The sequence below is a fragment of the Streptomyces sp. NPDC007863 genome (assembly GCF_040633895.1).
Lineage (GTDB): Bacteria > Actinomycetota > Actinomycetes > Streptomycetales > Streptomycetaceae > Streptomyces.
Window position 1 is genome coordinate 174266 of sequence record NZ_JBEYEI010000004.1, and the last position, 21872, is coordinate 196137.

The following is a 21872-nucleotide window of genomic DNA, read 5'->3' on the forward strand; positions in this document are numbered from 1 at the left end:
TCGGGCGTACGAGCCCCCGGACCCCCCGGGAAGGTGGTCCTCAGGTGGTGCGGAGGACGTTCGCGAGCTCCTCCCCCGCCGCGTACCGCCCGACCTGCGCCGCGATCAGCCGCTTCGCCCGCGGCATGAACGCCGAGGTGGAACCGCCGACATGGGGCGTCACGAGCACCCCGGGAGCGTGCCAGAGCGGGTGCCCGGCCGGCAGCGGTTCCGGGTCCGTGACGTCGAGCGCCGCCGTGATCCGCCCGCTCTCCACCTCCTTGAGCAGGGCGCTCGTGTCCACCACCGGGCCGCGCGCGACGTTGACGAGCAGCGCCCCGTCCTTCATCCGGCCGAGGAAGCCCGCGTCGGCCAGGTGCCGGGTCTCCGGCGTGAGCGGGGTGGACAGCACCACCACGTCCGCCTCGGGGAGCAGCGCGGGGAGATCGACCAAGGGGTGCACCGGACCGCGCGCCGTGGTGCGCGCGGAGCGCGCCACCCGCGCCACCCGCGCGCACTCGAAGGGCGCGAGCCGGTCCTCGATCGCCGCGCCGATCGATCCGTACCCGACGATCAGCACGGACTTGTCGGCGAGCGCCGGGTAGAAGCCGTCCCGCCACTCCTCGGCGTCCTGGCCGCGCACGAAGCGCGGGATGCCGCGCAGGGAGGCGAGTATCAGGGCGAGGGTGAGTTCGGCGGTGCTGGCCTCGTGGACGCCCTTGGCGTTGCAGACCGAGACGCCGGGGCGGAGGGAGCCGAGCCCGGGGACGACGTGGTCGATGCCGGCCGAGAGGGTCTGCACGACGCGCAGCGAGGTCATCGCGGCGAGCGGCCGGACCGCGACCGCGGAGCCCTTCATGTACGGGACGACGTAGAAGCCGCAGTCGGCCGGATCGGCCGGGAAGTCGGCTCCGCCGTCCCAGAAGCGGTAGTTCAGCCCCGACGCGCCCGGGTCGGGCAGCCCGTCGATCTCGTCGGCGGGGATCGGAAGCCACACGTCGGCGGCGGTGGGTGCGAGTGTCATGACCGGGAGGCTATGCGAAGAATCCCGTGCGCCATTGGTTACTTTGGGGGGCGGCACAGGGAGGGGTAGCGGCACGTGGAGCGCAGGACTATCGGGGCGACGGCGCTCGGCGTGGGGGCCATCGGCCTCGGCTGCATGCCGATGAACTGGGGCTACAGCCGGTCGCAGCAGCGCGGCGACCGCTCGCTGCGGGCCGTGCACGCGGCCCTGGACGCCGGGGTGAGCCTGCTGGACACGGCCGACATGTACGGGCCGTTCACCAATGAGCTGCTGCTCGGGCGGGTGCTCAAGGAGCGCCGTTCGGACGTCTTCGTGTCGACGAAGTGCGGACTCCTCGTCGGCGACGGGCACGTGGTGGCCAACGGCCGGCCGGAGTACGTGCGCCGGGCCTGCGACGCCTCCCTGCGGCGGCTCCAGACGGACGTCCTCGACCTGTACCTGCTGCACCGCGCGGACCCCGAGGTCCCGGTGGAGGAGACCTGGGGGGCGATGGCGGGCCTGGTGACGGCGGGCAAGGTGCGGGCGCTCGGCCTGAGCGCGGTCGGGGTGCGGCGGACCCGGCGTTCGCGTACCGGCGATCTGCACGAGGGAACGATTCGGCAACTGACCCGGGTGCAGCAGGTGTTCCCGGTGGCGGCGGTCCAGGCCGAGCTGTCCCTGTGGGCGCCGGAGGCGCTGGCGCGGCTGCTGCCCTGGTGCGCGGACCGCGGGGTCGGGCTCCTCGCGGCGATGCCGCTGGGCAGCGGGTTCCTGACCGGGACGCTGACGCCGGGCGGCGGCTTCGAGCCGGACGACCCGCGGGCCAGGCACCCCCGCTTCACCTCCGAGATGATGGCGGCGAACCAGCCGCTGGTGGCGGGTCTTCGCCGGGTGGCGGAGCGGCACGGCGACGGGGTGACCCCGGCGCAGGTGGCACTGGCATGGGTGCTCGCGCAGGGGCGGCACGTGGTGCCGGTGCCCGGGACGAAACGGGAGCGGTGGGCGGTGGAGAACGCCGGGGCGGCGGGGCTGCGGCTCACCGCCGGCGACCTGGCGGAACTCGCCGCGCTGCCCGACGCGCGGGAGTCCTGGGACTGAGAATCCGGCCGGAGACGGCCCGCGACCGGGGCGGGCGGGGGATCGGCGGTGTATCAAGGAGGGAAGGCCGCCGCTCGTACGCCCGTCCTGCCGAAGGGGATCGGATCATGAGACGTCCCGCCGTTCCGAAGGCCCTGTGGGGCGCCGCCGCGCTGGTGCTCGTGGCCGGCTGCTCCTCGGCCGGCGACCCCGGTGACTCCGGTGCCCGGAGCACCTCCGCGCCGCCCGCCGCCTCGTCCTCCGCCGTGCCGTCGTCCGGCGCGCCGGCCGGCGCGGGGCGGGTGACGGTGGCGGGGACGCTCACCGAGGGGCTGCGCTCGCCCTGGGGACTGGCCGCGCTGCCCGGCGGCGACCTGCTGGTCTCCTCGCGGGACGAACGGACGATCACCCGGGTGGACGGCCGCAGCGGCGCGCGGACCTCGCTGGGCGAGGTGCCAGGCGTGGTGCCGGGCGGCGAGGGCGGGCTGATGGGCCTGGCCGTGCGGGACGGGTGGGTGTACGCGTACCTGACCGCCGAGTCGGACAACCGGATCGTGCGGATGCGGTACGGCGGCGGCGCCGGCGACCGCCTCGGCACGCCCGAGCCGGTGCTCACCGGCATCCCCAAGGGCACCGTCCACGACGGCGGGCGGATCGCCTTCGGGCCGGACGGGATGCTGTACGCGGGGACCGGCGAGACGGGAGAGACGGGGCTCGCGCAGGACCGGGGGTCGCTGGGCGGGAAGATCCTGCGGATGACCCCGGAGGGCGAGCCCGCGCCGGGCAACCCCTTCGCGGACTCGGTGGTGTACTCGTACGGCCACCGGAACGTCCAGGGGCTCGCCTGGGACGCCGAAGGGCGGCTGTGGGCGGCCGAGTTCGGGCAGAACACCTGGGACGAGCTGAACCTCGTCGAGCCCGGCCGGAACTACGGCTGGCCGGAGGTCGAGGGGCGGGCGGGCAAGGACGGGTTCGTGGACCCGGTGGCCCAGTGGCCGACCTCGGAGGCCTCGCCGAGCGGGATCGCGTACGCCCGGGGCGCGGTGTGGATGGCCGGTCTGCGGGGCGAGCGGCTGTGGCGGATCGGGCTGTCGGGCACGGAGCTCTCCGGGGAGCCGGAGGCGTTCCTGACCGGGGAGTACGGGCGGCTGCGGACGGTCCTCGCGGACGGCGGCGGGCGGCTGTGGCTGGTGACGAGCGAGACCGACGGCCGGGGCACCCCCGAGGCCGGGGACGACCGGATCCTGCGTCTGGAGGTGGGCTGAGGGTGGGCGCGTTCGGCGGGCTCGACGCGTTCTTCGCCCCGGGGCGGCGGCACGCGGAGGAGGAGCGGCGGCGCCTCGCCCTGACCCGGGAGGAGCCGGGGGACGCCGATCCGGCCCGGGGGCCGATAGACCTGGCCTCGGGGCGGGTGACGATACGGGTTCCGGGGCAGGGCGCGGGATCAGCGGGGGGTGCCGAGGAGGTGGAGGCGGTGGGCCATCGCGGCGGCCTCGCCGCGGCCGGAGACGCCGAGCTTGGCGAGGATGTTGGAGACGTGGACGCTCGCGGTCTTGGGTGAGATGAACAGCTCCTCGGCGATCTGCCGGTTGGTGCGGCCGGCCGCGACCAGGCGCAGGACGTCCTGCTCCCGGGGGGTCAGGCCGAAGGCGTCGGCCTCGGGCTCCGCGTCCGGGGCGGCGGGGCCGGGGGCGTCCGTCAGGGAGATCCGGGCGCGGGCCGCGAGCAGTTCGACGTCCTCGCGCAGCGGGTGGGCGCCGAGGGCGACGGCGGTGGCGTGGGCCTGCCGGAGCAGGGCCGTGGCCTCGTCGCGCCGGCCTCCCCCGGCGAGGAGGACGTCGGCGAGCCGGTGGCGGGCGCGGGCCAGCGGGTGGGGCAGGCCTAGCGGGGTCCACGCCTCGACGACCTCGGTCCAGCGGGCGGCGGTCTCGCGGCCCTCGGCGCGGGCCAGCTCCTCGCCGACCTGCGCCGAGTGGGCGGTCCAGACGGGGGCGGGGGCGGCGAGCGCCCGGACGCAGCGGCGGATGGCGGCCAGCGCCTCGGCGCGGCCCTGCTCGGCGGCGGGCAGGCCGCGGCTGTCGGCCTCGGCGGTGACGGCGACGAGGACGAGGGGCCAGCCGTAGCGGTGGGTCCCGGGCGGGAAACCGGCCTCGGCGACGGCGGCGAGCTGGGCCCGGACGTCGGCGAGCCGTCCCTCGGCGGCGGCCGCGGCCACGTCGACGCCGGCCAGCGGGAGGAGGTACTGCGGGATCGGGTCGCGGCCGCCGTAGACGGCGCGGGCCTCGTCGAGGTGGTGGAGGGCGGTGGCGGTCTCGCCGCGGGCGACGGCGATCTGGGCGAGCCGGAGGTGCGCGGAGGCGCGGGGCTTGGTGCTGGTGACGGAGGCGAGGAGCCGTTCGGCCTCGGTGCGGGCCTCCTCCCAGCGGCCGAGGGAGAAGAGGGACTCGGCCCTGTTGCCGCGGATCCAGCCGGCGGCCTCGACCAGGCCGCGGGCGCGGGTCAGTTCGAGTCCGGCGTCGGCGAGTTCGACGGCCTCGGCGGAGCGGCCGAGGGACTCCAGGGCGGAGACGATGTTGATGTGGGCGCGGGCCGTCTCGTGGAACTGGCCGAGGGCGGTGGTCCGTTCGCGTACCGCGTGCATCTCGGCGAGACCGGCGTCGCGGTCGCCGGCGGCGACCATGATGGTGCCGAGGGTGAGGCGGGCGTTGAGTTCGGTCGCCTCGGCCTTGACCAGGCGGGCGTATTCGACGGCGCGTTCGGCGGCGGCGAGCGCCTCGGGTCCCGGCTTGCGGAGCATGCCCCAGCCGGCGGCGCCGGCCAGGACGGTGGCGTGGACGGCGGACGGCGGCAGGCCCTTGACGAGTTCCTGGGCGCGGGAGATCTCGGTCCAGCCGTCGCCGCGGCCGAGGTTGGACTGGAGCCGGGCCTGCTCGGCCCAGAACCAGGCGGCGCGCAGGGGGTCGTGCTCGTCGTCGCCGTCGAGGAGGCGCAGCGCCATCCTGCCGATCTTCAGGGCGCGTTCGCGTTCGCCGCAGAGGCGGGCGGCGACGGCGGCCTCGGCGAGCAGGTCGAGGTGGCGCAGCGGGGTGGTCTCGGGGTCGCAGCCACAGGCGGGGTACGACTCGGCGTAGTCGATGGGACGCAGGCCCGCGCGGATCTCCGCGGGGGCCTCGTCCCAGAGTTCCATGGCCCGTTCGAGGAGGCCGAGCTGTTCCGCGTAGGCGTGCCGCTTGCGGGTGGCGACGGAGGCGTCGAGGACGGCGGGGAGCGCCTTGGCCGGGTCGTGGGCGTGGTACCAGTACGTGGCGAGCCGGGTGGCCCGCTCGTCGGGGCGGACGAGGCCGGGGTCGGCCTCCAGGGCCTCGGCGTAGCGGCGGTTGAGGCGGGAGCGTTCGCCGGGCAGCAGGTCGTCGCTGACGGCCTCGCGGACCAGGGAGTGGCGGAAGCGGTAGCCGTCGCCGTCGGGGACGGCGAGGAGGAGGTTGGCGCCGACGGCGGCGCGCAGGGCCTCGATGAGTTCGTCCTCGGTGAGGCGGGCGACGGCGGCGAGGAGGCCGTGCTCCACGGTGGAGCCGCCCTCGGCGATGATCCGGGCGACCCGCTGGGCGGCTTCGGGGAGGGCCTCGACGCGGACCAGGAGGAGGTCGCGGAGGGAGTCGCTGAGCGGGTGGGCGCCGTCGCCGCAGGAGCGGGAGGCGACGAGTTCCTCGACGAAGAAGGCGTTGCCGTCGGAGCGGTCGAAGATCTCGTCGACGAGGACGGGGGCGGGCTCGGCGGCGAGGATGCCGGTGAGCTGGCGGTGCACCTCGGCGCGGGTGAAGCGGGAGAGCTCGATGCGGCGGATGGTGCGCATCCGGTCGAGTTCGGCGAGCAGGGGGCGCAGCGGGTGGCGGCGGTGGATGTCGTCGGCGCGGTAGGTGGCGACGACCACGATCCGGCCGCGGCGCAGGGTGCGCAGCAGGTAGGTGAGGAGGTGGCGGGTGGAGGTGTCGGCCCAGTGGAGGTCTTCGAGGACGAGGACGAGGGTGCGGTCGGCGGCGAGCCGCTCCAGGAGGCGGACGGTGAGCTCGAAGAGGCGGGCGGTGGCGTCCTCGTCGCCGGCGTCCGCGGCGCCGGGGTCGCCGAGCTCGGGGAGGAGACGGGCCAGCTCGCCCTCGTGGCCGTCGGCGGCGGCGGTGAGCTCCTCGGGGAGGCGGCGGCGCAGGGTGCGCAGGGCGGTGGAGAAGGGGGCGAAGGGGAGTCCGTCGGCGCCGAGCTCCACACAGCCGCCGAGGGCGACGACGGCGCCGGCGGCGCAGGCCGCGTCGCGGAACTCCTCGACGAGCCGGGTCTTGCCGACGCCCGCCTCGCCGGCGACGAGCAGCGCCTGGGGCTCTCCCGCGGTCGCGCGGGAGAGCGCCTCGGTGAGGGCGGTGAGTTCGCCGGCGCGGCCGACGAAGACGGGGCTGACGGACCTGGTCTCCACGGCGCCGAGCATCGCACAGGCGCCCTGCCGGTCGCTCATACGGGGGTCACGCGACCTGGGCGTAGCGGTCCTTGCCGGTGCTCACCCGCCCCTCGGGTTCGTGGCGGCCGGTCCGGCGGGCGGCCTTGGCGGCACGGGCGGCCTCGCGGCCGAGGCGCTGGGCGGCGGCCTCGCGGACCAGCTCGGCGTGGGCGGCGCGGTGGAGTTCGTACGCGAACATGGGGTGCTCCCTGGGCTTCGGTCTCGGTATCGCTCCTTGCGATGCCTCCACCTTCCTCGCCCAGCCGGTGCCGGGGCATCGGGCGAGTGCCGCATGTTCGCGGTGCGGGGGTCCTTAGGGGGGTCCCGGGGGTCCTTAGGGAGGGTCCCGGGGGTGCCTTAGGCGGTGTCCTCGGGGATCCGCACGCCGTCCTTCCCGGCTTCCTTCCCGGTCTCGCTCCCGGTCTCGCGCTGGGCGGGTATGGCGGCGCGGGCGTCGGCGGCGACCCGGCATTCCGGGGGCTCGATGCTGATCCGGGGCAGGATCCGGTCGAGGCCGCGGGGCAGCCACCAGTTGGCTCCGCCGAGCATGTGCATGAGGGCGGGGACGAGGAGGGTGCGCAGGACGAAGGCGTCGAGGGCGACGGCGGCGGCGAGGGCGATGCCGAACATCGCGATGACCCGGTCGCCGGAGAGGACGAAGGCGAGGAAGACCGAGATCATGATGACCGCGGCGGAGTTGATCACGCGGCTGGTCTCGGCGAGGCCGACCCGGACCGCCCGCCGGTTGTCGCCGGTCTCCAGCCACTCCTCGTACATCCGGCTGACCAGGAAGACCTGGTAGTCCATGGACAGGCCGAAGAGGACCGAGACCATGATCACGGGGAGGAAGGGCTCGATCGGGCCGGAGCTGCCGAGGCCGAGGAGCTCGCCGCCCCAGCCCCACTGGAAGATCGCGACGACGATGCCGAAGGCGGCGGCGACGGCGGCGATGTTCATGGCGGCGGCCTTCAGCGGGATGCCGATGGACCGGAAGGCCAGCAGCAGGAGCAGACAGCCGAGGGCGACGACCGCGCCGACGAAGAGCGGCAGCTTGCCGACGATGATCTCGGCGAAGTCGTCGTACGAGGCGGTGATGCCGCCGACGTGGACGTCGAGGGAGGTGCCGGTCCCGGCGGCCGGGACGACGTCCTGGCGGAGCCGGTCGACGAGATCGCTGGTGGCCTTGGACTGCGGCGAGGAGTCGGGGACGACGGTGAGGACGGCGGTGTCGCCGGAGCCGTTGTAGGTCACCGGGGAGACCGAGGCGACGCCCTTGGTGGCGGCGAGCGCGTCCGGCAGCTGGTCGAGGGCGACCCGGTCGTCGGCGCCGTCGAGGCTCGCGACGAGGGTGAGCGGGCCGTTGACGCCCGGCCCGAAGCCGTCGGCGAGGAGGTCGTACGCCTGCCGGGTGGTGGCGGTGGCCGGATTGTTGCCCTGGTCGGAGGTGCCGAGGTGGAGCGAGAACGTCGGCAGCGCGAGGACGGCCATGACGACGGCGGCGACGGCCCCGAGGAGCTTGGGGTGGCGCTCGACGAAGGCGGACCAGCGGGCGGCGAAGCCGGTGGGCAGCTCGGGCTGCGGGCCGTGCTCGGCGAGCGCCCGCCGCTCGCGCCGGGAGAGGGCGCGCATCCCGATGAGGGAGAGCAGCGCGGGCAGCAGGGTGACGGAGGCGGCGACGGTGAGGACGACGGTGAGCGAGGCGGCGATCGCGACGCCGTTGAGGAAGCCCAGCCGGAGGATGAGCATGCCGAGGAGGGCGATGCAGACGGTGGCGCCGGCGAAGACGACGGCCCTGCCGGTGGTGGCCACGGCGGTCTCCGCGGCCTCGGCGACGCTCAGGCCGCGTTTCAGGCCCTTGCGGTGCCGGGTGACGATGAAGAGGGCGTAGTCGATGCCGACGCCGAGGCCGATGAGCATGCCGAGCATGGGCGCGAAGTCGGCGACGGTCATCACGTGCCCGAGGAGCACGATCCCGGAGTACGCGATGCCGACGCTGACCAGGGCGGTGGCGATCGGGAGCAGGGAGGCGGCGAGGGAGCCGAAGGCGAGGAAGAGGACGACGGCGGCGACGGCCACGCCGACGGCCTCGGCGATGTGCCCGCCGGGCGCCTCGGTGAGGGCCACGGCGCTGCCGCCGAGCTCCACCTGGAGCGCGTCCGTGCCGGCGGCCTTCGCGGTGTCGACGAGGGCCCGCGCCTGCTCGACGGGGATGTCGTCGGCCTGCTCGCGGAAGGTCACGGTGGCGTAGGCGGTACGCCCGTCCTCGCTGACCTGCCCGGGAGCGGCGCCGGTCCCGTACGGGGAGGCGACGGCCGCGACGCCGGGAAGGTCCGCGACCTCCGCCAGCATCGGCCCGATCCGCTCCTGCACGGCGTCGGCGCGGACGCTGCCGCGCTCGGTGTGCCAGACGATGGTGTCGGTGTCGCCGCCGAGCCCCTGGAAGCCCCGGTCGAGCAGGGCGGTGGCCCGCCCGGACTCGGTGCCGGGCACCTCGTAGTCGTTGGAGTACGCGCTGCCGGCGAAGGCGGCGGCGCCGCCGATCCCGACGAGGGCGAGGACCCACAGGAGGACGGCGACGAGGCGGTGCCGGATGAACCACCGTGCGATGGCTGCCAAAGGACGTGCTCCCTGCCTGGATCGGTGCTCGCGGCCCACTCTCGCAGCCAAACGTGATCGTTTGCCCGTTTCGTGTCGATCCTCACAGATCGTGCGGAGCCGTCGGCGACACCGCCGTCAGGCGCAGTCGAGCTCCCGCTCCGCGAAGGCCATGAAGTCCTTCAGCAGCCCCGGCAGGGCGTCCTGCGCCTTCGCCTCGTCGGGCACCCCGGTGAAGTCGATGTCCAGGGCGACGTACCTTCCCGAACCGGTGAGGGACGCGGCGGGCCGGCAGGCGAAGTACGTGGTGGCACCACCGTTCCGGACGGATCCGCCCCTGCCCACGTCGAGGGGGAGCGCGTCCGGGTACCTCCACAGCTCCCGTTCGGCATCCCCCTCGGACCCCAGGAGCTCGGCCCCGGCCATGAACGAGGTGGCCCTGTCGGCATAGACCGCGCATGACGTCTCGTCCCCCGCGTCGGCCGGCGCGAAGTGCCTCGCCGTATGGCCGACCTTCTCGGCCGGGGCCAGGAGCCTGTTCACCTCCGGCCCCGAGAAGGCTCCCCAGCAGACGCGCTCGGGCAGCTCCGGCGCCGCCTTCGGCTCGCCCTGCGAGCAGCCGGCCAGAAGGCCGGCCACGGCCACGACGACGACCGCGCTCCTGAAGCGGGACACGGGCCTCACTCCCCGGGACATCGGAGCTCGCTCCGGGCGAAGGCCATGAGCTTCTTCATCAGCTCCGGCAGGTCGGTCCGCAGCCGGTGCTTGTCGGGGGCGTACTCCGCGGAGATCCTCAACTCGATGTACTTCCCCGGCGACTTTGGATTCCTGGCGGATTCACAGGCGAAAGCGGAAGAGGCGCCACCTTTCCAAAGAATGCCCTTCTCCCCCACGTCGAGCGGCTCGGGACGGGCCGAGGCCCGCGCCGTCCAGTCGATGGATTCCGCGGACTTCCAGCGGGTGACGCTCGCCTGGAACCTCATTTTCCCGTCGATGTAGAGGGTGCAGATCGCGGTGTCGCGTTCCTCGGCCAGAGCCAGGGCCCGGTCCGCCTGCGGCGAGAATTCCGCCCTGCCGCCCGCCGGCAGGAGCGGGGTCACGTCGCTTCCCGCGAACGCCCCGCCCCAGCAGACGCGCTCGGGCAGCTCCGGCGCCGCCTTCGGCTCGCCCTGCGAGCAGCCGGCCAGAAGGCCGGCCAGGGCCAGGACGACGGCCGCGCTTCCGCGATGGGGCACGCGGGTCACGCTCCGGGGCACTTCAGCTCGCGCTGGGCGAAGGTCATGAACTTCTCCAGGAGCCCCGGCACCGCGCTCTGGGTCTTCTCCGTGTCGACCTCGCCGAGGGTGTCGACGTACAGGGCGATGTACTTGCCTGGGTCGGACGGGGAGGCCGACGCCTCGCAGACGACGTGCGTGGCGGCGCCACCGTCCCAGATGATGCCCCCCTTGCCCACGTCGAGAGGGCGAGGATGGTGCGAGTCCCAGGAGGACCACTCGATCTCGTCCTCGAACTCCCGGAACGTGGCGTGGGCCATGAACCGGGTGATCCCGTCGACGTCGACACTGCAGGTCTCCGAGTCCAGGCTTTCCTCCAGCCTGAAGTCTCCGTCGCTGACGGATACCTTCTCCCCGGCAGGCAGAAAGGGGGTGACCTCGCTGCCGGAGAAGGCGCCCCAGCAGACGCGTGCGGGCAATTCCGGAACCGCCTTCGGCTTGCCCTCCGAGCAGCCTGCCAGAAGCACCGGCGTCACCACACCGGCCACTACGGCCATGGTCGGATTCCTGAGCCGCCGCACTCGCGTCATCGCCTTACCCCTTCGCACTGGAAACCAGATCGCGCCCGACAGAGTGGGCGGTACCGGCATCGACGGACGCGACGCCCCGGTATTCCTTGATCTGCTCGGGAGTGAGATCGGTTCCTCGCGCAGCCGCTTCGACGGCCCTGCCGGCCGCCTCCTTCACGGCCGTCTCGGCTTCCGCGTAAGCCTGCGCCGTTTCCCTGCTGCCCTCAGCCGTCTTGTCCTGCTTCGCGCTTTCCACTGCGGATTCGGTGACGTCCTCCTTGATCCAGGTGATGACGTCACCACCGACGGGGATCATCTCGATGTATTTCCCGCCGACCATGTCGATGATGCGGTTGGTCCATTTCGCGTTCTCTTCCGTGCCCTTGTTGTACTCCTCCGCCTCATGCGCCTTGGCGTCATGGACGGCCTGAGCCCTCGCCTCCGTCATGATGCCCGCGATCTGACCCCCGGGGGTGACAGCGTTCTTCAGGGCGTCGCTGGTGTCGCCGTGCTTCTCTGGGTGCTGGAAGACATCGGCCACCAGCATGGTCGTGTACGCCTGCTGGGCGTTGGTGATCGCACCGTACGCGTCGGGGTCCTGGCCGACCGCGCCGAGGAAGCCGGCCATGTCGTCCTTCGCGAATTTCGCCATCTCGCCGAACGGCCTGGCCTGATGGGCGCCGTTCTCCGCCGCGGCCTGGAGGTCGGGCATGTACTCCGCCGCCATGTTGCCGAAGTTCGGGGAGAGACCGCCGAGGGGGCCTTCGTCCGTCACGAGCTCCGGCGCGTTGCCGATCTTCTCGACGACCTTCTCCATGACGCTCGCCATGGTCTTGGTGTGTTCCACGGGCTTGGCGTTCTCGTCGCCGGGGACGCGGCCGGTGACCGCCGCCTCCAGGGCGTTGCCCGTGGCCGTCTGGCCGGGGTTCTGCTCGCCGCCGCCGGAGACCGTGTCGTAGTAGTCGTCCGTGGGCTTCCTGTCGAGCATGTGGTCCACGACGCTCTTCGCGTCCTTGCCCGTGAGCTCCTCGTCCGCGAGGGTGACGATGCCGTCCTTGTTCGTGTCGCCGCGGAGCTGTTCGTCGAAGAAGGCCGCGGAGGCCGCCGGGTTGTTGGCCATGGCCTCCATGAGGCCGGTGAGGGGGTTGAAGCCCTTGCCGCCCTTCTCGTCGAGGTTGATGCGCACGTCCATGTTCGTGGGCAGGGAGTGGCCCCAGCGGCCCGGGTCCTCGCGGTCCATGGCGACCATGTCGCGGCCGACGGACACCAGGAAGTCCTTGTCGTACGTGCCGTCCCGGAGGAGGCCGCTCAGGGCCTGGTAGCCGTAGATCTTCGAGAAGCCGACGCCGGGGACGTCGAGCTCCTTGCGGCCGGCCTTCAGGAGTCCCTCGGTCCAGGCGACGTCGAGGTGGTTCGGGGTCGTCCGCTGGGTGGCGAGGCCGAGCATGGCGCCCATGTCGGACTGGATGTTGCGGACCATGTCGACGCGGTCCTGGCCGGCCGGGCCGAGGGAGGTCGCGTTCAGCGACATCTTCGCGTAGGCGTCGAGCGTGCCCTCGGCGCCCACCCACCGGTAGAAGCCGGTCGCGAACTCGGGGTCGTTCCGGTTGTCGTCCAGGAGGTCTTCGAGTTCCTTCAGCTCGGCGACGTTCCGTGCCGTGCCGCCCTCGCCGGTGACCTTCTTCAGCAGGTCCGCGGCCCGGGCGATCTGCTCCTCGTCGAGGCTCTGGTACGTGGGCGCGGTGAAGTTGTGGTCGTCCTTCACGTTCGCCGCGAGCGCGCGCCGCAGCGAGTCGTCGGCGTCGGCGCAGTCCTCGACGATGCGGTCGATCCTCGCCTGCCAGGAGACCACGGCCGCCTTCTGCTTCCGCACGGCCTCGGCGTAGCCCGCCTGGTCCGGGTCGTGGCGCGCCGTCACGTCCTTCTCCAGGTCGTGCCGCGGCGTGACCTTGCCCTTCGCGTCGACGTGGACGCCGGCCGCCGGGCCCTCCTCGTCCCTGATCCGGACGAGGGCGTCCCTGGCCGTGAGGAACGAGGTGTGGGCGTCGGCGAGCAGCAGCTGTATGCCCTTCGCCTGTGCCTCGGCGTCCCCGAACTCCTTGGCCGTCTTGTCGATGAACGGCCGGGTGACGTCGGAGTTGACGCCCTGCCACTGGGCCTTGTCGGTCTTGGCCTTCATGCCCTCGCGGGCGTCGGTGGCGAGCGTCTTCAGCCTGGTCGTCATCTCCGACCAGTCGTCCGCCGCCTGCTTCAGCTTGGCGACGGGCGCGTTGACGACGTCTTCGAAAGTCAGCACGGCGGTTCCCCCGGGTCCTCTACTTGAAGTACTCGTCGATCTTGGACGTGGAGAGCAGGTCGCCCGCGATGTCCACGTCGTCCTTGGCGTGCGTGGACTTCGTGTAGTCGAGGTGGTTGGAGATCCGGGCGCAGGCGTCCAGGAGCGTCCGCAGCTGGCTGTTCCACCGGTCGTGCACCTTCAGCAGCTCCGATCCGCTGGTGAAGTTGCCGTTCGTGAGGGCGATCGACGCGTCGAAGGTCGAGGGCCTGGCGTGGTCGCCGTCCCGGGAGAGCCGGCCGTACAGCAGGTACGCCTCGTGGCCGATCGCCCCGAGGTCGTCGCGGTTCACCACGAGGTCCCCGGACCCGGCCGTCGCGCCCGCGTTTCCGTCAAGTCCGTTCAGCCGCGTCCCGCCCGGCGGGTTCTGCGCGTGGTCGGTCTTGAGCTGTTCCCACTCGTCCCAGGACATCCTGCTCCCCCTCGTCGGCCCCTGTGACCGGCCCGCGGACCTCACGCGCGCGAGCCCCTCGCTTCACACTAGCAACATGGCCATGTCACAGCGGCCCGGAGGAGGGCACCGGTGCGTACGCGCATGCGAAGGGAGCATGGTCGCGCCCGGTCGGCGCCGTCTCCGCCGGCGCGGGGCGCCGTCACGCACCTCGGTTGACCCCCGACTCCCCCGAACGGCAAGCTGATCTCCTGTCATTCACTGTGCCCTGGGGGAATGTTGAGCAAGTCGGCACACCACATCGGACCCGATTCCGCGCCGGACCGCTACCGGTTGCTCCGCTCCATCGGACGCGGCGGCGAGGCCGTGCTCTATCTCGCGGAGATCGAGCTCGCGGGTGGCACCGAGCCCGTCGTCGTCAAGGTCCTCGACTCGAAGACGACGATCACGCCCGAGATCTTCGAGCGGGTCAGCCGCAAGTGGAACGAGCAGGCCGAGCTGCTGCGGTTCGTCAGCCGGCCCGGGGTCGTCGGCGTGCGCGAGCACTTCCAGGGACCGCCCATCCACGCGGCCGGCGAGTCCGGCACCCTCACCGGCCGGGCCCTCGTCCTCGTCATGAACCACGTCGACGGCCTCGACCTGCGCGACTGGCGCGCCGAGCGGACCCTGACCACCCACGCCGAGCGGCGCGAGGTCATGCGGACGCTCGAACAGCTCGCGGACGTCCTCGACTGGCTGCACTCCGGGAAGGCCACGCCGTCCGGCCGGACCGTCGTCCACGGCGACCTCTCGCCGGGCAACGTGATGGTCGACGAGCACGGCCAGGCCACCCTCGTCGACTTCGGCCTCAGCAAGCTGACCGCCGACCACCAGACCGCCGAGGTGTGGTTCACGCCGGGCTACGCGGCGCCGGAGATCTTCGAGGGCAAGCGGACGCCGGCCACCGACCGGTACGCCTTCGGGGCCATCGCCTACTTCCTGCTGAGCGGCCAGTCCCCGCCGGCCACGCCCGAGCAGCTGGCGGCCGCCTTCGGCACGGTGCCGCAGATCGCCGGGCTCTCCGAGGAGCAGCGCCGGAAGGTGCTGGCCATCGCGGCGGCCGACGCGGACAGGCGGCCGCTGTCGCTGTCGGCGTGGGTCAAGGAGGTCCGGCACGGGGTCGTCTCCACGACGACGACCTCCCGCCCGGCGACCCCGCAGGACGCACCGCCGAAGGACGCCACGCCGCAGGACGCGGCCCCTCAGGACGCGGCCCCTCAGGACGCCGTCCCGCCGCGTCCGGCCGACGCGCCGGCCGTGCCTCCGCTCCCGGTCGCCCCGCCCGTGGGCCCCCCGCCGGCCGAGCCCCCCGCCCAGCCGGCCGCGGCGGCCCCGCCGGTCCAGGAAACGGCACCCACTCCCCCGCCCGCCCAGCCGGTCCGGCCGCAGGTCTCCGCGTCGGCGCCCGCTCCCGCGCCCGCTCCGGCCGCGCCCGTCGGGTACGACGCCGGGCAGGGCGCGTACGGTCCGCCGACCGCCGGCGTCCCCGCGTACGGCGGGCCCGGCTACGGCGGCCAGGGGTTCGGGCCTCCGACGGCCGGTATGCCCACCGTCGGCGGGCCCGGCGGACCGACCGGATCCCTGCCGCAGCGGTCTCCGGAGCCGCGCAGGCGTCGCAAGGGACCGCTGATCGGTGCCGTCGCCGGCGTCCTCCTGGTCGCCGTCCTCGCCGTGGTCGGCATCCGGCTGCTCGGCGACCGCGACGCTAAGGACGCCAAGAACGACCAGGCCGGCCCGAGCACCACCACCTCGACCTCGGCGACCACCGAGGCCCCCACGGAGGAGCCGACCACCGAGGCGCCCACCGCGGAGCCGACGACCGAGTCCCCGACCGCGGAACCGAGCACCGAGGCGCCGACCGAGAGCGGCAGCCCGACCGTCGACCCCGGCCAGGTGCCGGACGCGACCGAGGCCGACCTCACCACCCTCGCCTCCGTCAGCGACCCCGACGACTTCGAGATCGGCAGCGCCAAGATCAACACGAAGGAGTACGGGGCCGCCCTGATCGGCGACTGCTACAGCGGTGCCTACGTCGAGTACGACCTCAACCGGGAGTGGAAGACCTTCACCTTCACGGCCGGCGTCGACGACGGCTCCAGCATCGAGACCGCGCGGATCATCGTCTCCATCGACGACAAGCCCGCCCTCTTCAACGAGACCGTGGACCTCGGCAAGCCCATCGACGCCTCCCTGAAGGTCGAGGGCGCCCTGCGGCTGCGGCTCAAGGTCGAGGCGACCTGCACCGACTCGGGCAACGGCGTCATCGCCGCCCCGATGCTGAAGCGGTAGCCCGTCCGCGCACGGAAGAGCGGCCCCGCACCGGACAACTCCGGTGCGGGGCCGCTCTCATGCGCGGACGGGCAGAGGGTCAGCCCTCGCTGACGCCCAGCTTCTCCAGGATCAGGTCCTTGACCTTCGCCGCGTCGGCCTGGCCACGGGTGGCCTTCATGACCGCGCCGACCAGCGCGCCGACCGCCGCGACCTTGCCGCCCCGGATCTTGTCGGCGATGGCCGCGTTGCCCGCGATGGCCTCGTCGACGGCCGCGCCGAGCGCGCCGTCGTCGGAGACGACCTTCAGACCGCGCTTCTCGACGACCTCGTCCGGGGTGCCCTCGCCGGCGAGGACGCCCTCGATGACCTGGCGGGCCAGCTTGTCGTTGAGGTCGCCGCCGGTGACCAGGGCCGAGACCCGGGCCACGTCCGCCGGCGTGATGGGCAGCTCCTCCAGGGAGACGCCCTTCTCGTTGGCGTTGCGGGCCAGCTCGCCCATCCACCACTTGCGGGCCGAGGCCGCGTCCGCGCCCGCCTCGATCGTGGCGACGATCGGGTCGACCGCGCCCGCGTTGAGGATGGACTGCATCTCCTGCTCGGAGACGCCCCACTCCTCGCGCAGCCGGTTGCGGCGCACCCGCGGCAGCTCCGGGAGGCCCTTGCGCAGCTCCTCGACCCACTCGCGGGCCGGGGCGACCGGGACCAGGTCCGGCTCGGGGAAGTAGCGGTAGTCCTCGGCGTTGTCCTTGATGCGGCCGGAGGTGGTGGAGCCGTCGTCCTCGTGGAAGTGACGGGTCTCCTGCACGATCGTGCCGCCGGACTCCAGGACCGCCGCGTGGCGCTGGATCTCGAAGCGCGCCGCCCGCTCCACCGAACGGAGCGAGTTGACGTTCTTCGTCTCCGAGCGGGTGCCGAAGGTCTCGGAACCCTTCGGCATCAGCGACAGGTTGACGTCGCAGCGCATCTGGCCCTGGTCCATGCGCGCCTCGGAGACGCCCAGGGCGCGGATCAGCTCGCGCAGCTCGGCCACGTACGCCTTGGCGACCTCGGGGGCCCGCTCGCCGGCGCCGACGATCGGCTTGGTGACGATCTCGATCAGCGGGATGCCGGCCCGGTTGTAGTCGAGCAGCGAGTGCGAGGCGCCGTGGATGCGGCCGGTCGCGCCACCGATGTGGGTGGACTTGCCGGTGTCCTCCTCCATGTGGGCGCGCTCGATCTCCACGCGGAAGACCTCGCCGTCCTCCAGCTGGACGTCCAGGTAGCCGTCGAAGGCGATGGGCTCGTCGTACTGGGAGGTCTGGAAGTTCTTCGGCATGTCCGGATAGAAGTAGTTCTTCCGGGCGAAGCGGCACCACTCGGCGATCTCGCAGTGCAGCGCGAGGCCGATCTTGATGGCGGACTCGACGCCGATCTCGTTCACGACCGGCAGCGCGCCGGGCAGGCCGAGGCAGGTCGGGCAGGTCTGCGCGTTGGGCTCGGCGCCCAGCTCGGTCGAGCAGCCGCAGAACATCTTGGTCTTCGTGCCGAGCTCGACATGGACCTCCAGGCCCATGACGGGGTCGAACGAGGCCAGTGCCGCCTCGTACGACAGCAGTTCAGTGACAGTCACGGTGGAACTTTCCCTCTCAGCCCAGCAGGACGTCGTCGTCGCCGAGGCGCTTCAGCTCGCGGTACAGGATCGCGAGGCCGGTGACGATGGCGGCGGCGGACACGACGGCGTCGACGAGCTTCAGCGTGTCGTGCTCGGCGCGGGCCTTCTTGATCTGCTTCGTCACGGCGACGGCGCCGAAAGCGGTGGTGCCCATGGACAGGTACGTACCGGTCTTGGACTTCTTGAAGCCCTTGGCCTTCTGCAGTGCACTGGTACTCACAGCGACGGAGCCTCCTCGATCAGCGGGTGACCCCACTTTTCCACGAAAGCGGCCTCGACGGCGGCACCGACCTTGTAGAGCCGGTCGTCCTGCATGGCGGGGGCGATGATCTGCAGCCCGACCGGGAGACCGTCCTCCGGCGCCAGGCCGCAGGGCAGCGACATGGCGGCGTTGCCGGCGAGGTTGGTCGGGATGGTGCACAGGTCCGCGAGGTACATCGCCATCGGGTCGTCGGCGCGCTCGCCGATCGGGAAGGCGGTGGTCGGGGTCGTCGGGGAGACGATCACGTCGACCTGCTCGAAGGCCTTCTCGAACTCGCGGGTGATGAGGGTGCGGACCTTCTGGGCCGAGCCGAACCACGCGTCGTAGTAGCCGGAGCTGAGCGCGTACGTGCCGAGGATGATGCGGCGCTTCACCTCGGGGCCGAAGCCGGCCTCGCGGGTCAGGGCGGTGACGTCCTCGGCGGAGCGGGTGCCGTCGTCGCCGGCCCGCAGGCCGTAGCGCAGGCCGTCGAAGCGGGCCAGGTTGGACGAGCACTCGGACGGCGCGATCAGGTAGTACGCCGAGAGCGCCAGGTCGAAGGTCGGGCAGTCCAGCTCGACGACCTCGGCGCCCAGCTCCTTCAGCAGCTCGACGGACTCGTCGAAGCGCTGCATGACGCCGGCCTGGTAGCCCTCGCCGCGGAACTGCTTGACGACGCCGACGCGCATCCCGGCCACCGAGCCGTTGCGGGCGGCCTCGACCACCGGCGGGACCGGCAGGTCGATGGAGGTGGAGTCCAGCGGGTCGTGGCCGGCGATCGCCTCGTGCAGCAGGGCCGCGTCCAGGACCGTGCGGGCGCAGGGGCCGCCCTGGTCGAGGGAGGAGGAGAAGGCCACCATGCCGTAGCGGGAGACCGAGCCGTAGGTCGGCTTGACGCCGACGGTGCCGGTGACGGCGGCGGGCTGGCGGATCGAGCCGCCGGTGTCCGTGCCGATGGCCAGCGGGGCCTGGAAGGCCGCGAGCGCGGCCGAGGAGCCGCCGCCGGAGCCGCCGGGGATCCGGGTGAGGTCCCAGGGGTTGCCGGTCGGGCCGTAGGCGCTGTTCTCGGTGGAGGAGCCCATGGCGAACTCGTCCATGTTGGTCTTGCCGAGGATGACGACGTCGGCGGCCTTGAGGCGCTTGACCAGCGTGGCGTCGTACGGCGGGATCCAGCCCTCCAGCATCTTCGAGCCGACCGTGGTGGGCACGCCCTGGGTCGTGAAGATGTCCTTGAGGGCCAGCGGGACGCCGGCCAGCGGGCCGAGCTTCTCGCCGCGGGCGCGCTTCTCGTCGACGGCGCGGGCCTGCGCGAGGGCGCCCTCGCGGTCGACGTACAGGAAGGCGTGGACCTTCTCGTCGACGGCGTCGATGCGGGCCAGGTGGGCCTCGGTGACCTCGACCGCGGTCAGCTCGCCGGAAGCGATCTTCGCGGCGGTCTCGGCGGCGGTGAGCTTGATGATGTCCGTCATGATCAGTCCTCCCCCAGGATCTGCGGCACCTTGAAACGCTGCTGTTCCTGGGCGGGGGCGCCGGAGAGCGCCTGCGCGGGGGTGAGCGAAGGGCGGACCTCGTCCGCGCGCATGACGTTCGTCAGCGGCAGCGGGTGGGAGGTCGGCGGGACGTCCTGCTCGGCGACCTCGGAGACGCGGGCGACCGCGCCGATGATGTCGTCGAGCTGACCGGCGAAGTGGTCGAGTTCCTCTTCGGCGAGTTCCAGACGCGCCAGCCGAGCGAGGTGTGCGACCTCCTCGCGCGTGATGCCAGGCATGCAGCGATCCTCTGGGGTGAGTCTGATGGTGTGGGGCCCAATCCTATGGGGCCCGCGCCCCTCCCCGTGAAACGGTCCGCCCGGACGGCCCCCTCGCCCGGGCGGCGAGGGGGCCCCAGGGGGCCTCCTGATCACTGCACGACGTGTCCGGGGGCCGGGGCCTGCTCGGTCACGGGGGCGATGTCGACCGCCCGGCGCCAGCCGTGCTCGCCGCGGGCGAGCAGCCAGGCGGTGGTCTCGGCGGGCGGCATGGCGGCCGAGACCAGCCAGCCCTGGACGGCGTCGCAGCCCAGGTCGCGCAGCCGCTCCCAGGTCTCGTCGTCCTCGACGCCCTCGGCGACGACGAGCAGGCCGAGGGAGTGGGCGAGGTCGACGGTGCAGCGGACGATCTCGGCGTCCTCGGTGTCGACGGCCAGCCGGGCGACGAAGGAGCGGTCGATCTTCAGCTCGCTGACCGGGAGCCGGCGCAGGTGGACGAGGGAGGAGTAGCCGGTGCCGAAGTCGTCCAGGGACATCTTGACGCCGTGGCCGGTGAGGCCGTTGAGGGTGTCGGCAGCGCGCTGCGGGTCCTCGAGGAGGACGTGTTCCGTTATCTCCAGCTGCAGGGAGCCGGCCGGGACGCCGTGGCGGGCGAGGCGGGCGGCGACGGCGCCGGCGAAGCCGGGGGTGTGGACGTCGCGCGGCGAGACGTTGACGGCGACGGGCACCTCCAGGCCCTGGGCGCGCCAGCGGGCGACCTGGGCGAGGGCGGTCTCCAGGACGTACTCGGTGAGGTGCGGCATCAGGCCGGAGGACTCGGCGATGGCGATGAACTCGTCCGGTGGAACCTTTCCTCGCTCCGGGTGGACCCAGCGGACGAGGGCCTCCAGGCCGGCGACCTGGCCGTCGAAGCGGACCTTCGGCTGGTAGTGGAGCTCGACCTCGCCGGCGTCCAGGGCGCGGCGCAGGTCGCCGAGGAGGCCGAGGCGGTCGGGGGTGTTGGAGTCGCGCTTGGACTCGTACACCTCGACGCCGGTGCGGTCGCGCTTGGCCTGGTACATGGCGACGTCGGCGCGGCGCAGCAGGCCCTCGGCGTCGCGGGCGTGGTCGGGGTAGACGGCGACGCCGGCGCTGGCCTCCAGGACGAGGACGAGGCCGTCGAGGTCGAGCGGGGAGGAGAGCTCGGCGACGAGGTGGCGGGCGACCCGCTGGGCGCTGGTGGTGGAGTCGGCGACGGGCAGCAGGACGGCGAACTCGTCGCCGCCGAGCCGGGCGGCCTCGGCGCCGCGCGGCAGGGCGAGGCGGAGCCGGTCGGCGATCTGGAGGAGGAGCCGGTCGCCGGCGAGGTGGCCGAGGGTGTCGTTGACGGAGCGGAAGCGGTCCAGGTCGATGAGGACGAGGGCGGCGCGGGCCTCCTCCTCGGCGTCCTCCAGGGCCGTCCAGGTGCGCTCCAGGAGCCACTGGCGGTTGGGGAGGCCGGTGAGCGGGTCCTTGAGCTGTTCCTCGGCGCGGGCGCGGGCGATCCAGAGGGTGGAGTCGAGGGCGATCAGCGGGATCGCGAAGAGCGGCAGGAGGACCGGGCGGGCGGCGGCGACGACGCAGATCAGCGGGGCGATGCCGAGCAGGGCGACGGCGACGAGCCCCTGGCGCAGGAGCGCGGTGCGGGCGACGGTGGGCAGGCCGCGGCCGGGCGGGGCGAGGGTGTACCACAGCAGCAGCCGGGTCGCGAGGAGGTAGGCGCCGGCCGCGAGGACGATCTCCGGGGCGTCGGCGATCCCCCAGTCGAGCGGCTGCCAGGGGCTGTCGACGCTGGGGACGTCGTCGAAGAGGGCGAGGACGAGGGCGGCGGCGCCGACGCCGAGGATGTCGGCGGCGCCGTGCAGCAGGCCCTGTCGCCAGCGGTGCCGGCGGGCGGCGCTGACGAGGACGACGACGGTGAGCGAGACGAGTCCGGCGGGGACCCAGCCGTACAGGAGCAGGACGGCGAGGGTGAGGGCGGCGCCGGAGCCGGTGCCGCCCCACCAGCGCTCGCGGCCGAGGGCGACGAGGTGGCCGACGATGAGCCCGGTGAGGAGGGCGAGGGACCAGCCGGCGACGCCGCCGGGGAAGAGCGGGTGGCCGGAGGTCAGGGCCCGCTGGAGGCCGGTGACGAGCACGGCGGCGGCCGTGCCCAGCACGGCGGCCGGCAGGCCGGTGAAGCCTGCGGGGAGCACCCGGCCACGCGGCCGTGACACCGGTGCGGCACTCTCGGTCGGTTCCATTCCCGTCCCTCTC

The 21872-nt window shown here is 73.2% G+C and carries 18 protein-coding genes; 4 read left to right on the forward strand and 14 right to left on the reverse strand.

Annotated elements, in window-relative coordinates; all coding sequences use genetic code 11:
- Window positions 1–40 precede the first annotated feature (40 nt).
- Complete coding sequence (locus tag ABZ621_RS08090) at window positions 41–1003, reverse strand: 2-hydroxyacid dehydrogenase (RefSeq protein WP_360601875.1); 963 nt, start codon at window positions 1001–1003, stop codon at window positions 41–43.
- Between the two features lie 75 nt (window positions 1004–1078).
- Here ABZ621_RS08090 and ABZ621_RS08095 point away from each other — a divergent pair, with 75 nt between their 5' ends.
- The 3 genes from ABZ621_RS08095 (at window position 1079) to ABZ621_RS08105 (ending at window position 3620) form a co-directional block, all read left to right on the forward strand.
- Window positions 1079–2080 (forward strand): aldo/keto reductase, encoded by a 1002-nt coding sequence (locus tag ABZ621_RS08095; protein ID WP_360601877.1) that lies wholly within the window; start codon window positions 1079–1081, stop codon window positions 2078–2080.
- Between the two features lie 107 nt (window positions 2081–2187).
- Entirely contained in the window at window positions 2188–3324 is a 1137-nt protein-coding gene (locus tag ABZ621_RS08100) for a PQQ-dependent sugar dehydrogenase (protein WP_360601879.1), read from the forward strand.
- Between the two features lie 2 nt (window positions 3325–3326).
- Complete coding sequence (locus ABZ621_RS08105) at window positions 3327–3620, forward strand: DUF6191 domain-containing protein (RefSeq protein ID WP_360601881.1); 294 nt, start codon at window positions 3327–3329, stop codon at window positions 3618–3620.
- Here ABZ621_RS08105 and ABZ621_RS08110 read toward each other — a convergent pair.
- The 8 genes from ABZ621_RS08110 to ABZ621_RS08145 form a co-directional block, all read right to left on the reverse strand.
- The gene (locus ABZ621_RS08110) at window positions 3504–6563 is read right to left on the reverse strand and encodes an AAA family ATPase (RefSeq protein ID WP_360601883.1); all 3060 of its coding nucleotides are present in this window, start codon (window positions 6561–6563) and stop codon (window positions 3504–3506) included. The genes ABZ621_RS08105 and ABZ621_RS08110 overlap by 117 nt on opposite strands.
- Window positions 6564–6570: 7 nt before the next feature.
- Window positions 6571–6744, reverse strand: a complete 174-nt coding sequence (locus tag ABZ621_RS08115; protein WP_360601885.1) for a hypothetical protein — start codon at window positions 6742–6744, stop codon at window positions 6571–6573.
- A gap of 158 nt (window positions 6745–6902) precedes the next feature.
- Window positions 6903–9161 (reverse strand): MMPL family transporter, encoded by a 2259-nt coding sequence (locus tag ABZ621_RS08120; RefSeq protein WP_360601887.1) that lies wholly within the window; start codon window positions 9159–9161, stop codon window positions 6903–6905.
- Window positions 9162–9278: 117 nt separating this feature from the next.
- Entirely contained in the window at window positions 9279–9815 is a 537-nt protein-coding gene (locus tag ABZ621_RS08125; RefSeq protein WP_360601889.1) for a hypothetical protein, read from the reverse strand.
- Between the two features lie 5 nt (window positions 9816–9820).
- Window positions 9821–10375, reverse strand: coding sequence for a hypothetical protein (locus ABZ621_RS08130; RefSeq protein ID WP_360601891.1), 555 nt, complete (start codon window positions 10373–10375; stop codon window positions 9821–9823).
- Between the two features lie 5 nt (window positions 10376–10380).
- Window positions 10381–10911 (reverse strand): hypothetical protein, encoded by a 531-nt coding sequence (locus tag ABZ621_RS08135; RefSeq protein ID WP_360601893.1) that lies wholly within the window; start codon window positions 10909–10911, stop codon window positions 10381–10383.
- A 37-nt stretch (window positions 10912–10948) separates the two neighbouring features.
- Window positions 10949–13219: a hypothetical protein gene (locus tag ABZ621_RS08140; protein WP_360601895.1), complete on the reverse strand. Its 2271-nt coding sequence runs from the start codon at window positions 13217–13219 to the stop codon at window positions 10949–10951.
- 19 nt (window positions 13220–13238) lie between these two features.
- On the reverse strand, window positions 13239–13670 hold the full coding sequence (locus ABZ621_RS08145) for a hypothetical protein (protein ID WP_360601897.1): 432 nt from the start codon (window positions 13668–13670) through the stop codon (window positions 13239–13241).
- Window positions 13671–13925: 255 nt separating this feature from the next.
- On the opposite strand from ABZ621_RS08145, the gene ABZ621_RS08150 reads away from it, so the two are divergent.
- A complete protein-coding gene (locus ABZ621_RS08150; RefSeq protein WP_360601899.1) occupies window positions 13926–15977 on the forward strand; it encodes a protein kinase in 2052 nt (683 codons plus the stop codon).
- 79 nt (window positions 15978–16056) lie between these two features.
- Here ABZ621_RS08150 and gatB read toward each other — a convergent pair whose 3' ends face one another.
- The 5 genes from gatB to ABZ621_RS08175 all read right to left on the reverse strand — a co-directional run bounded on the left by gatB (window position 16057) and on the right by ABZ621_RS08175 (window position 21859).
- Window positions 16057–17568, reverse strand: coding sequence for an Asp-tRNA(Asn)/Glu-tRNA(Gln) amidotransferase subunit GatB (gene gatB / locus ABZ621_RS08155; protein WP_360601901.1), 1512 nt, complete (start codon window positions 17566–17568; stop codon window positions 16057–16059).
- Between the two features lie 16 nt (window positions 17569–17584).
- Window positions 17585–17830 carry a hypothetical protein gene (locus ABZ621_RS08160; RefSeq protein WP_356722984.1) on the reverse strand — a complete coding sequence of 82 codons (246 nt, stop codon included), beginning with the start codon at window positions 17828–17830 and terminating at the stop codon, window positions 17585–17587.
- Window positions 17827–19320: an Asp-tRNA(Asn)/Glu-tRNA(Gln) amidotransferase subunit GatA gene (gatA, locus tag ABZ621_RS08165; protein WP_360601904.1), complete on the reverse strand. Its 1494-nt coding sequence runs from the start codon at window positions 19318–19320 to the stop codon at window positions 17827–17829. Before gatA ends, ABZ621_RS08160 begins: the two co-directional genes overlap by 4 nt.
- Before the next feature lie 2 nt (window positions 19321–19322).
- Window positions 19323–19619, reverse strand: a complete 297-nt coding sequence (gene gatC / locus ABZ621_RS08170) for an Asp-tRNA(Asn)/Glu-tRNA(Gln) amidotransferase subunit GatC (RefSeq protein WP_030750846.1) — start codon at window positions 19617–19619, stop codon at window positions 19323–19325.
- A gap of 131 nt (window positions 19620–19750) precedes the next feature.
- Window positions 19751–21859 (reverse strand): bifunctional diguanylate cyclase/phosphodiesterase, encoded by a 2109-nt coding sequence (locus ABZ621_RS08175; RefSeq protein ID WP_360601906.1) that lies wholly within the window; start codon window positions 21857–21859, stop codon window positions 19751–19753.
- Between the last annotated feature and the right edge of the window lie 13 nt (window positions 21860–21872).